8 protein-coding genes and 1 pseudogene are annotated in these 12548 nt (G+C 55.5%); 4 read left to right on the top strand and 5 right to left on the bottom strand.

Translation table 11 applies throughout. The features are described 5' to 3' along the window. Window positions 1–3 precede the first annotated feature (3 nt). From IB285_RS01160 to IB285_RS01150, 3 genes are all read right to left on the bottom strand, one after another. On the bottom strand, window positions 4–1197 hold the full coding sequence (locus IB285_RS01160; RefSeq protein ID WP_190786445.1) for a TIGR03032 family protein: 1194 nt from the start codon (window positions 1195–1197) through the stop codon (window positions 4–6). Between the two features lie 142 nt (window positions 1198–1339). Further along, window positions 1340–2929, bottom strand: a complete 1590-nt coding sequence (locus IB285_RS01155) for an alpha/beta hydrolase (protein WP_190786444.1) — start codon at window positions 2927–2929, stop codon at window positions 1340–1342. After that, window positions 2926–3603 carry a Fe2+-dependent dioxygenase gene (locus IB285_RS01150; protein ID WP_190786443.1) on the bottom strand — a complete coding sequence of 226 codons (678 nt, stop codon included), beginning with the start codon at window positions 3601–3603 and terminating at the stop codon, window positions 2926–2928. The genes IB285_RS01155 and IB285_RS01150 overlap by 4 nt, the downstream gene beginning before the upstream one ends. An 833-nt stretch (window positions 3604–4436) precedes the next feature. On the opposite strand from IB285_RS01150, the gene bchE reads away from it, so the two are divergent. Further along, window positions 4437–6062, top strand: coding sequence for a magnesium-protoporphyrin IX monomethyl ester anaerobic oxidative cyclase (gene bchE, locus IB285_RS01145; RefSeq protein ID WP_190786442.1), 1626 nt, complete (start codon window positions 4437–4439; stop codon window positions 6060–6062). After that, complete coding sequence (gene bchJ, locus IB285_RS01140; protein ID WP_190786441.1) at window positions 6052–6672, top strand: bacteriochlorophyll 4-vinyl reductase; 621 nt, start codon at window positions 6052–6054, stop codon at window positions 6670–6672. Before bchE ends, bchJ begins: the two co-directional genes overlap by 11 nt. Before the next feature lie 89 nt (window positions 6673–6761). On the opposite strand, the gene IB285_RS01135 is transcribed toward bchJ, so the two are convergent. Both IB285_RS01135 and tenA read right to left on the bottom strand, forming a co-directional pair. Continuing rightward, window positions 6762–7091: a hypothetical protein gene (locus IB285_RS01135; protein WP_190786440.1), complete on the bottom strand. Its 330-nt coding sequence runs from the start codon at window positions 7089–7091 to the stop codon at window positions 6762–6764. Next, on the bottom strand, window positions 7091–7756 hold the full coding sequence (gene tenA, locus IB285_RS01130; RefSeq protein WP_190786439.1) for a thiaminase II: 666 nt from the start codon (window positions 7754–7756) through the stop codon (window positions 7091–7093). Before tenA ends, IB285_RS01135 begins: the two co-directional genes overlap by 1 nt. A 404-nt stretch (window positions 7757–8160) precedes the next feature. Between tenA and IB285_RS01125 the strand changes: the two are divergent. Together IB285_RS01125 and IB285_RS01120 are read left to right on the top strand one after the other, a co-directional pair. Continuing rightward, window positions 8161–9672, top strand: a pseudogene (locus tag IB285_RS01125) (DUF4139 domain-containing protein). 175 nt (window positions 9673–9847) lie between these two features. After that, entirely contained in the window at window positions 9848–11326 is a 1479-nt protein-coding gene (locus IB285_RS01120; protein WP_190786438.1) for a DUF4139 domain-containing protein, read from the top strand. Window positions 11327–12548 lie beyond the last annotated feature (1222 nt).

The raw sequence follows: 12548 nt of genomic DNA, 5'->3' as shown, positions 1-12548 counted from the left end.
CTGTTAGTTGTTTTGTGGCCGCTCGAACGTGATGAGCGATGCCGCATCGGGCGATGTTGGAGAGACCGTCATCGGGCAGCGAAAGCCGGGGATCAGCTCAACATCGTAGAGCTCGCCGATCTTTCCATCGATCCGGAACCAGTCGACGCAGGCGCCGCTGGCCGTGTCGATCACCTGCACGCCGCACCATGGCTCACTGTCAGCATCCTTAAGCCGCTGATCGAGCGCGAGCCCTTCAAAGCGCTTGTAGCGCGGCTTGGACAGGCCGATGAAGGCGTACTTTCCGTGGAATGCCAGCCCGCGCAGGAAGCCAGGGCAAAATGCCACCGGCTTGAACTTGCCCATTTTGGCCTTGCCTTTGGGCAGTTCCACGAAGCCAAAGTTGCCCGTGCCCGCATCGAGCACCCAAAGCCTGCCGTCATGCCAGCGCGGCGAGTGGGGCATCGAAAGCCCTTCGCAGATGATCCTGTTTTTCGCGATGTCGATGACGACACCGCCATCGGCGCGGCGATCGCGCCACCCATCGATCGTGTCGGACTTGGAAACCGCCGTAACATAAGCAGGCTTGCCATCTCGCATCGCGAGGCCGTTTATGTGGCAGCGATCTTCGTCGACGATGTCGCTGATGAAATCAGGCTTCCAGATCGGCTCGAAGGAATGGCGTTGGGATGGCTTGGCAAGACAATTGTAGCGCGTGTTGACGAAGATGATTTCGCCCTGGACATCTACTCCGACATCATGCGCATCGAGCTGCCCTGTGATGAAGTTCGTGCGCGGCATGAAGCACGCGTCGTATGTCTGGTTGATCCGCTGATCCGGCTCCAGGATATTGGCAAACCGCATGAGGTGCGCGCCGGTCGAAAGCACCAGGCCGCCGTGACCATCGGTGGAAAGGCCCATCGGCTTTGGCATGGCTGATTGGTGCAGTTGAGCCGCACCCTGGGCATTGCTGCCAAGCATGTAGAGCAGCCCGGACTGGTAGGAGGTAAAAGCGAGAGAGGCGTTCATGTCCGCAAGTCGCCGGATCAGGCCGCCTGACAGAGAGTACTCGGCTGTGCCCGATCCGGGCGACGTTTGGCTGGCCGCGACGTGCTGCCGCTGCTGCGCAGTCGAGCTGACCTGCGCGCCTGTGTGCTCCGGCTCTTTTGAATCCACCTTCGGAGGAGGCGCAACTGTGGTGTTTTGTGAAGTGCTCATAGTCTGACCCTCTATGATGAGGGCACAACTGGCGCGCCCCCTTAGCGGGTCACGACATCCCAGACTGCCATGTTAGCGAGCGTGGTGGGGAGCGTTGTAAAAGCGTTGTAATCCACAGCGATTGCGTTGAAATCGCAGGCTTTCAGGGCGATGCCAGAAAATCCTGGACCAGTTCGACAAACCGGGTGGACGCGCTTTCCCGGCCAAGGAGTAAGTGATTCTGGCTGTCAACGCCCGCCAGTTGCGCCCCCGGGATACGCGATGCGAGCAAACGACCGGTTGCGAACGGTATGCGCATGTCGCCCCGACTGTGCACCACCAGCGTCGGACACTGAATCTTCGCAAGATCATCGCGCACATCGATGGTGGAAAAGGCCTCCAGAAACCGAACAGCATTCTCCGAACTGGTGGTCAGGCGCTGAAACTCATCGAACCAGTCGAGCTCTTCCATACTCGCGTCGGGCATGAAGGTTCGCGAAAACACATGCCGATAGGCGGGATTATCCATCCCCCAGCCTGTTTCGGTTAGCACCATCACTGCCTCGCGCTCGCGCACTTGCTCGGGTGTCGCATCGTATCGCCACCCTTGATCGTAGGCGCCGAATAGCACCAGTTTCGACACGCGCTCGGGATACAAGGCTGCAAACCTGATCGACACGGCTGCGCCCTGGCTGATGCCGAGGAGCGGGAAGCGATCCAGCCCGGCCGCATCGACGACATGCTCCAGATCCTCGACAAATTTGTCGAAGGTGATTTCATCGACATCCCAGTCGGACAGTCCGCAGCCTCGCTCATCATAGCGAATGAAGTGGTTGGTCCGGGACAATTCCTTGAACAGCGGGCTCCACACAGGAGCATCCCAGTCCAGCTCCAAATGATTGAGCCAATTGGCGGCCTTCACCAGCGGCGGACTGCCGGTATCGCCAACACTTGCCCAGGCAATGCTTACGCCGTCCAGACCCTCGACAAACCGGATTTGCTGCTCGGTCGGTGCCAGCTCCTGACGCCGACCCACATCAGCACCCTTCGACTGCTCGATCTCGAAGGATGGCGGCTCAATCCCCGCTTCGCCGAAGGAGTTTGTGAGATTGGATGCAAGGCTCAGGGCTGCCGGCCGCCCGGCAGCAAAGTATTTGCATTCAAATGCAGTGAAGGCTGCACCGCGCGAATACGGCGCCACCTTTATCCAGCGCTCCGCCCATTTATCGCGGATTTCCCAGGGCAGATCAGTGTCACGGGCGAACCGCTTCGCCACGCTACCCCGCAGCCTGAGATAATCCTGACGATAGCTCTCGACCCAGGTCATGTAAGTCGAAAGGTTGGGCAATTCGCAACCTTCGAGAGGAAGGCCCGTTGTCGCCTTCCAGATTTCATCGGCATCTTTCTCTGCGTAGCCGGTTTGATTGCCCAGCGCGTTGAGTCGATCCTTGTCCAAGGTGACAAGTTCCGTATCGATCCATACCGCTTCCCGGTCTGAATTCAGCACCTCGAGATCATCGATATTGAGCAGACCGCGCAGTTTGGAAAGCGACCAACGCAGGCCTGCCAGTGGGTCATCCGTGGTATCCCAGAAGAGCTCGCACAGGGACTGACGCGTGTGCCGCCTGCCGGAAATCGCAAGATAGGCGAGCAACGCACGCGTTTTGCGAGACGATGGCAATGGCATGAGAGCTTCGCCCCGCCGCAGCTCAAATGCACCAATGGTTTGGATTTCAAGCCCTGGGTCGCTCATGGCTGCGCCCACATGCGCAGCAGGTTTGCTATCGCTTTGTCGAGCTCGAGAAGTTCCTCAGCCTCTTGCGGTAACTTGCGTCGCAAGGACTGGCGCATCTGCTCCAGTTCATACAGCATCTGCCTTTGTGTGGGGTCGGCAATCATGCTCTCAAGCCAGCCAACGCAAACGATCCGCTCTCCAGCGGTGACCGGCTTCACCTCATGAATGCTTGAAGAAGGATAAAGCACCAGATTGCCAGCGGGCGCCTTTGCCGTTTGTGTAAGACCATCGGTGTAAACGACCAACTCACCACCCTCATAACTGTCCGGCGAACTTAGAAACAGCGTGAAAGAGATGTCGCTGCGCATCCGAGCATCGCCCTGTCCCATGATCGCATTGTCGACATGCGGACCATAGAATCCGCCATCTTTGGCTTTGCTCACCATGAGGTGCGAAAAACGCCGCGGACGTGCCGCTGTGCGGAGCGTGGGATTGGAAATAATATGAGGCACAGTCAGCTCGCGCAGCTTTTGCCCGGCGGGGTCATCCATCACCGCCTGCTGATTGCGCTTCACCGCCTGCGCCACCTTCCCAGCAGTATTCCGTCCATCCACCCAAGTGAGTTGCTCGGCTTTTCTTTGAATTTCGGCGAGCTTCTCAGGATCGGCTATCGCGGCAATGGAAAGGATCAACGTTTAAGCTCCGCTGGTCCGAGGGGGTTGCTGGACGACGTAAGCTTACTTGGCATTGGCATTGGACGGCGACCTCGTTTCACTGTTTGTGGCGCGCTTGATGGTGCCGCGCGATCATATCTGCCGCAGCGAGGCCCTGCACGACAAGCAATAAATCGGTTTGGTAATGACGAATTGAGCGGGGTGGTCGTTTAAGAACGAGAACGCATGACACCCTTTTTAGCGAAAACCAGGATCGATTTGGTCAAAAACGGTTCCGCAGTCCGACGGCCGCAACCACCTGATGAATAACGCGAAGACTAAGACCACTGTCCATTGCGCCATTGTCGGCATTTAGCGGTCAGAATTTATCGCACCAACGGAGTTTTGACCTTCCTTGGTCGAGCTTCAAACCTTAACATTTCAGATACTGTCAGCCGACGGAGAATAAACGGTCCTATGCGCGAAAGAGGCCTCGCCTTTAAGCATGGCCTAAATTCGGGATCGATCCAAGGTTCGCGTCCTTCGGTTCGTACCGGACAGCCGGCTCGATTGTGTGAACATGGCGCGTGATAAGACGATCTATCGCCCATCTGGGATACCCTAGCTAATCTATAACACTGAGCTATCCACCACCTACCACGGCGCGGCGGACGCACCTGTAATCGGATCATCTCTCGAGAGTCCGCACGTTTGCTCCCAACAACGCTTAAGCTTCGCGACGTAGCGATCCATGACCAAGCGAGAATCTCGTTCAGGCCGGTTTGATTCATCTCAATGCAGCGCCGCGCCGCCTTGGTCAGAAATGGTCTTAGGGATCGAACTGACTGACACTTGGCCGGGAGCATTTCGCCGTGCACATATTATTCGTCCACCCTAATTATCGTTCCGGCGGCGCTGAAATCGCAGGGACATGGCCACCAGCCTGGGTAGCCTACCTGACCGGACCGCTCAAACGCGCCGGGTTCGATGACATCCATTTCATCGATGCGATGACGGAAGGCTTCTCTGATGACGAACTTGCGCGCCGCATGGACGAGCTCCAACCCGATATTGTCGGCACCACTGCGATCACGCCAAGCATCTACGCTGCGGAACGTGTTCTCGAAATCGCCGCGCTCACTAATCCAAGTGCGGTACGCGTGCTCGGCGGGGTCCACGCCACTTTCATGTACAAGCAGGTGCTGACTGAAGCGCCTCATATTGACGTGATCGTGCGCGGCGAAGGCGAAAACATCGCCGTTGAACTGTTTAGCGCTATTCAGGAAGGCCGTTGGCCGCGTGACCGCGCGCAGATCAAGGGCCTTGCTTATCGTGAAGTCGACAAGATCATCGCCACACCCGCAGCGGAGACAGTCAAGGATATGTCGACGCTAAAACCCGATTGGGATGTGCTTGACTGGAACCTCTACACCTACCTGCCTCTGAATACGCGGGTTGCGATCCCCAATCTCGCGCGTGGTTGTCCGTTCACCTGCTCGTTTTGCTCGCAATGGAAGTTCTGGCGCGACTATCGCATTCGCGATCCTAAGGATGTGGTCGATGAGATCGAGGATCTGCACCAAAACCATGGCGTCGGCTTCTTCATCCTTGCGGACGAGGAGCCGACGATCAATCGCAAGAAATTCATTGAGTTCTGCCAGGAACTGATCGACCGCGGCCTGCCGGACAAGGTCAAATGGGGAATCAACACCCGCGTCACCGATATCTATCGCGACCGCGAATTGCTCAGCTTTTATCGCGAGGCAGGACTGGTGCATGTGAGCCTTGGCACAGAAGCCGCCGCCCAGATGAAGCTCGACCGCTTCAACAAGGAGACCAAGGTCGAGGAAAACAAGCAGGCTATCAAGCTGCTGCGCGATGCCGACATTTTCGTGGAGGCGCAGTTCATCGTCGGACTCGACAACGAGACCGAGAAAACGCTCGAAGAGACCTACAGGATGGCGTGGGACTGGCAGCCGGACCTTGCCAATTGGGCGATGTACACGCCCTGGCCGTTCACGCCGCTGTTTGAGGAAATCAAGGATCAGGTCGAGATCCACGATTTCTCGAAGTACAATTTCGTCACCCCGATCATGAAGCCCGCGGCGATGGAGCGTGGCGAGCTGCTGGACGGGGTGATGAAGAACTATCGTCGGTTCTATATGCAAAAGGCGCTTTTCCATTATCCCTGGCGGGGGACCGGGTTCAGGCGACGATATCTGCTGGGATGCCTTTATGCTTTCCTTCGAGCAGGTTTCAAACGCACCTTCTACGATCTCGGCAAGGCCGGATATTGGGGGCCGCAGACCAAGAAGCAGCTCGATTGGCACTTCGACGAGAGTCGCAAGGTGGCAGCGGATGCGGCGACCGATTGGCAAACGAACGCGGATCGCGCAGCGCAGGCCAAAGCTCGCCGCGAAGCCGTACGCAAACAGATGAAGGAGCGCGGCGTGCGCCGCACCAATGAGCGGCAGAGGGACCGGATCGATGCTGATTGAAGGGCCCTTGATTGCAGCGACCGATGCCGCCGACAGAACGGCTAATGCCTTGATCGGCCCGCACGCTGTGATCCATGCTGTTGCGGCCATGCGCGAGCATCTTGGCGAAGAAGCGACCTGTAATATCTTGAAGAGCGCTCAGCTACCCGAACTGCCATCAGGTGAACGCATGATCCCGGAGACCGATGTGTTACGCTTGCATCGCTGGCTAGCGCTACGCGAGCCGACCCGCTGCTTCACAATCGCAGGTGAAGCGGCGAAGCGAACCGCCGATTACATCATCGCCAACCGGATCCCGGTGACTGCTTCGTGGCTATTGAACGCCCTGCCTGACAGTATATCCGGGCCGATGCTCATGAGCGCAATCCGCCGACACGCCTGGACATTCGTCGGCGCGGGCCGCTTCACGCCAAACGGAGGATGGGAGTTTGCGATAGACCGGTTCGAGGCCAGCGATCCGGTCCCGCTGCCCGATTCGCTATTTCACTGGTACGGCAAGGTTTTCGAGCAATTGTTCAGACGCCTCGTATCTCCCGACTGCAGCTGCGAGCTTGATAGATCGACCTCACCCATGCCATATGGCCGCAAGTACTGCATCACCCGCAGATGATTGGCGCTGCTTGAGATCGTGAGGGCCGGTTAGGTAATAGCAGGCGCGCGCGAGGTGAGCCTGTGCTGCGCCTTCGCCCTCCTGATTTTTCAGAATTGCGACCCGCATCGTTTGCGCTCCGTTTCGACAAAGGCGCGGGCATCGGCTCCTGCGTCCGTCCCGTCATATAACCCAAGCTTTCGAGCCAGTACGAAGAAGCCTGGCGCGGGTAATTCTGCCCGAGCCTTCGACACGACAAGGCTCGCAAGCTGCGGTTCATTATCGGCAGATTGGCTGCGCATCAGGTCTTCGATCAGAAGCGCGGCCTTGTGAATCGTATGCGGCGGTTGGAGCTGTAGTGATTTTGCAATCTCGGCATAGGTGAGCGTTCGACCCGAGCGCGCCGCATCGATCAGCAGGGACTTAAGCGCCTCGCGCATTATACCAGCCAACCCTCCTGACGGTACGCGCTATCCCAGAACATCCATTCGAGCTGGGATGAACGGCGATAGGCACGATGCATGTTCTCGATACTGCGCGCCGAGCATTTGGCGGCGACTTCGTCGAGCGTCGCGATAACCGCGTCGACGGCTTCGGAGAAATCATCGCCCGCATAGGTCTCGATCCAGACGCTATAGGGATTGTCGGGCGTGGCGGTCGCATGGATTGCCCTGCCCACCTCGCGATAAATCCAGAAGCAGGGTAGAAGTGCAGCAAGGCCAACCTCGAACGGCGCCTGCGCACAAGTGGCCTGCAGATAGCTGACATAATGATTGCAGGCAGGACTGAGTTCGGTGGACGCAAAGTCTTGCGGTGAGACGCCGAATCGTTCGAAATAGTCGGCATGGAGCTCGCGTTCGACGATGATTGCCACCTCGGCTGCCTTCGTGAACTGGACCACGTGATCCGCACTCCAACCTTTGGCCGACACCAGCGCAAGGCTGCGCGCGAAGCCTTCGAGGTAATGCGCATCCTGAATCATGTAGTGCCGGAATTTCTCGGTCGGCAGCGCGCCTTCGGCAAGCTCGCGATTGAACGGCATATCGCGGGTGGTTTCGAAGAGCGGCAGATTCGCCTGCCATGCATCCTTGGTGAAGCGGGCCATTCGGAGACTCCTTATAAATATCTCTGATTCAAGCGCTACCACCCACCTATGTCCTCTTTATATGCTTGGTAATCGCCCCGGCAGCAGCATCTTCAAATCGCGCAATGAATCAGTGACCAGATTGTTAGGACGGTTTGCATCTTGTGCCCGCGAGCTTGGAAGCGGACCGTAAGTGGAAAGCGTGATTCTAGCTGATCAGTCTAAATAGCGGTCGTTGCGCTTCCGAGCCATTTGCGAGCAACTCCCAACGGCTGTGGTCTCCCAAAGGTGCCATCACGCTTATCGCACCCAGACGCACTGAATAAAGCTGCTTGTCTAGTTACTAAAGGACAAGGCAGAGTATGTTCATCATAGTAACTCTATGACATCCTGCGGGTCTAGGTATGCTTGGGGAGCTATAAAGGATGTCTGCAGTCAAACTTGCGAATTTGGCGGGTATGTTTTCATGCTTGGCGATTATTGGTGCTACCGGCTCGGCGGTTCATGCGCAAACCGATGACAATCCGAGTCAACAAGGTGATGTATCGGTCACAATCTACAATAGCGGCATAGCCTTGGTACGGGACGAAAGGCAAATAAAACTACCTAATGGCACAACCCGTGTGCCATTCCCGGATGTCTCGGCTCAAATCCGTCCTGAGACAGTTACCCTCAACGGTGTCGGGTTCGACATTCTTGAGCAGAATTTTGATTTCGACTTGCTATCTCCCGGTGCGCTTATGGCCAAAGCAGTGGGCTAGGACGTAACTCTGCTGCGCACTAACCCAGCGACGGGCATGGAAACGCGCGAAAGAGCAAAGATTCTGGCCGTGAACGGCGGTGTGGTGATGCAGATCGGCACCCGGATAGAGGTGTTGCGCGATGATGGACTTCCAGTGCGCGTCATCTTTGATCGCATTCCACCCAACCTCATGGCAAAGCCCACGCTTTCTGTGACCTTGGATTCTGAGCGTGAAGGCACTCGTCCTCTTACGCTCAGCTACCTTTCGAGCGGCCTTGGCTGGAAGGCCGATTATGTCGCCTTATTTGACGAACAACGGAGCCAGATTGATGTGCAAGGTTGGGTTACACTGACCAACAACACCGGCACCACCTTTTCCAATGCACGCACTTTATTGGTCGCAGGGGAAGTTGCGACGCTTCAACAAGGATATTCGGACCGCAGCAATCGCAACAATAGACCGCGTGGAAACCGATCCGGAGTAGAATCTGCCAACCGGGAGCGTCTTGGTGATTTCTATATCTACCCGCTTGAGAAGCGCACAACGATAGCGAATGCGCAGCAGAAACAGGTAAGCTTCCTAGACGCGGGCGGGGTCCCCGCCATGCGCGGTTATCAATACACCAATGGCTGGCGTAATCAAAGTGACGAAGCTGACAGTGTTCAGACCATCCTGAAATTCTCAACCGCTCGTGCTGGCGGCTTAGGCGATGCTCTGCCGGCCGGTATTGTACGGGTCTATCAACGCGACGCGCGAGACAATGCGCAGTTTACCGGCGAAAGCGCAATCAGGCACACACCTGGCGGGTCTGAACTGGCGATTTCGACGGGCGAGGCCTTCGATATCAAAGTCAAGCCAACCATCGTGGATCGCAGTAGGATCAGCTCGGACGAGTGGCAAAACACATATCGCTATCGCATAAACCGTTCTGATGGCGCCAGCCAAACCACTACTATCAAGCGCAATGTGACCTTTTATCGCACACAGATGCGCTACACACTCACTAATGGAAGCAACCGTGCAGTGATGGTGGATCTAGCGCAATCGGGGCTCGACAACTATTGGGATGATACGCGTGTTGTGAGCGAAAGCCTCGAAGGCACGCAACGAAACGCGGATGTTAGAGTATGGCAAGTGCCGGTGCCTGCCAATGGCGAGACTGAAGTCAATGTGACGTTCGACACCCGGTATTGACGTCATGTTGCAAGAGCTGATCCGATGCTTCAGACCATGGCTCACGGTGCCGCGAGCCCCGAAGCACTCACCCACCTATAGCTTGATACCGCTCAACCTTACTTTGGCCTGCCTTGCGGGAATTGGGACAACTCCGGTTCTTGCGCAATCGGCGGTAACGTCACCCGGCCCAGATGTGGTTGAAGTGTCGATCTACCGAGGCTCCAATTCAGAAAGTCCCAGGCTATACTTGGGGCGCCTTCAGGGTTTTGCCCTAATCAGTGAAACGCGTGAAGTGACGGTACCAGCTGGTCCCGTAATCGTTCGCTTTGAAGGGGTCGCAAGCGGTATCGAACCCGCAAGCGCTCTGGTAAAGGGTATCGGCATCGATGAGAAGAACCAAAATGCCAACTTATTAAGCCAACGCGGCCTGCTCGACCATTTTACCGGGCAGCAGGTTACCATTAGACGGACAAACCCTTTCACTGGCAAAATCATCGAAGAACAAGCAACCATACGCTCGGGCAGCGACAGATTGCTTATCCAAACAGATCAAGGATTTGAAGCTGTGGCTTGCACGGGCCTCAATCAAACCCTTGTCTTCGACCGGGCGCCTCAGAACCTATCGGCGAAGCCAACGCTTTCGGTTCGTATTCCAGACCAACCCGGCGGCACTTATACGATGACGCTGACCTATCTTGCATCCAACTTCGATTGGCGCGCCAATTACGTTGCGGAGCTAAATGATGAGGGTACGCGGGCTGACATTCTGGGCTGGCTCACCATGGCCTCTAGCGATTCGACGAGCTTTTTCGACGCGCGTGCGAATGCGGTTGCAGGCGAGGTCTACAGGGAAAATGAGGACTATGAGAACACCCTCTTTTCGTCCGGCTTTCGGCCGGTCCGCTATCAATGCTGGCCTAGTGAAAGCACAGGTCAGTTTACAGAAGGTCTTTATCAGCGACGCCCTTTCGCAATCTCGACCGCCCCTTCGCCGACTGCACGAAGGCAAGAATCGGACCTTCTGGAAGGCCCTTTTGATGGCGGCGTGATTTTGGTGACAGGCTCTCGCATCGCCCAGCGAGAAGATTTGGGAGATCTCAAGCTCTATCGAATTCCGTTTCCCACAACGGTTGCTGCGAACAGCCAAAAGCAAGTTGCCTTTATTCAAAAGCAGAATGTCGAGGGCGAAATAATCTATCAACTCGAGATAGGGCGTGGTGACAACTTTGATCGCATAAACAGAGTTTTTCGTGCTACAAACAAAGAGGAAAATGGGTTGGGCGAACCACTACCGTCAGGGCAATTTGCATTCTTCCAACAAATCCTTGGGCTACGCCAGTTGGTTGGGGAAGATCGCATGGATGACAAAGCGGTAGGCGAAGAGGTCGAGCTGGATCTGGGCCTTGCAAGCAATGTCATTGCTTCAATCGAACGTGGCTGGTGGGATGAGAAAAATGATCGTTGGGAAGAGTTCACGCTTACAGTGCGCAACGCCAGTCCGTTGCCCATCACGTTCGAAAGCGAATTCCTTGATGACGAGGATTACGAGCACAAGCGCTTTAATCAGCGAATGCGCAAACGCGATGGCAGACCGCTATGGCGCACCGAAGTTCCGGCCAATGGTGTTGTTGATCTACGATATCGTGCGTATGAGAAAGAGATGTCCGACTAGAGCTTGACCGTTGATCAGATGATCAAGACAGCGGTTTGAACGTTACGTGCTAGCATAAATCGGCCTTCGATTGAGCGGTTTGGACCTGTAATGAGCTGTGAGCCAAGTACCTGTCTCGCATACTCGTGTCGCCAAGAGCTGCTCGTCCGCTTCCATCGCTCACCAGCTCAGTCGATGCCAGCGTCGGTACGCGGTCAGATCTATATCTTCTCGGCAAGCGTGAGAGCGCCTTTTATATCAGGTCCTAAGTGCCGCACAGTGCACTCAATCTTTGAATGACCAAGCGCAAGTTGGCTTGCGCGGAGTTTGCCTGTGGCTTCGCAGATGATTGAAGCCGTGGTTCGGCGAAACGAGTGTATCCCATGTCTTTCGGGCCGCAAGCCGATAATTGCCCCCCTCATCAACAAGCCAAGCGTATTGCCACGTGCTCAAATGACGGGTGTGATCAATTAGGCCTTAGGAAGACGAAGTCCTCAATATCAAAACCTCTGAGTTCCAACCAGGCACATAGGTCGGCTAGCGGATTTGGACCATCTCGAACTGAAGGGGCAGAAGCGACATACGCTGAATGATTGCCGCCATTTTTTGTTGTCTGGGCCGCTGACCAAATCGCTGATTTTCATCTCAACCGGATCAAGCCTCGCAGTTCGCTGTCATTCGCCAAGTTAAACAACGCTCGATCTTGCATGCGCTCCCCTTGACCTGAGAATAAACGGATCGCCTGGATCGTCTTCTTGTTCAATGGCCACTTGTGACCGGCCTTGGCTCCGAAGCTCCAAGGCACTCGGGTTTGACCGGCAAGGCCGAAGTGTAAGTAAGTCATACTTATTCTCCTTGGCCGGAATGACCTCGAAGAATGTCTGCGGCGAGGAACCGACATCTCGGATGGCAAAGCCTTGAATAAGAACGCAATTCGGCCATTCGCGCACAAGACGAGCTTGAAGTGGGTTTTGTAAATCATCGAGTAACCCAGCCAGCGCAACAGTAGCTTAACAAACAAATTATAGCGTAAATACTCTCACCATATAAATTGCCAATTCAAAGAGAAAAACAGCGATTTCACATCATATCAGATCTAATTCTATTTATATTTCTATGACTTACACCCCCGCTACGGATAATAGTTAATCATATTCAAATCAAACTATTAATAAATGTAATAGCTTAATATGTTGGGAGCTATTGCATAAATTTACCATTCATTAAAAAATAGATAAACTTT

The organism is Erythrobacter rubeus, assembly GCF_014705715.1.
Classification (GTDB): domain Bacteria; phylum Pseudomonadota; class Alphaproteobacteria; order Sphingomonadales; family Sphingomonadaceae; genus Erythrobacter; species Erythrobacter rubeus.
Note: the sequence above shows the minus strand (reverse complement) of the source record. Positions and strands in the feature narration are given on the sequence as shown.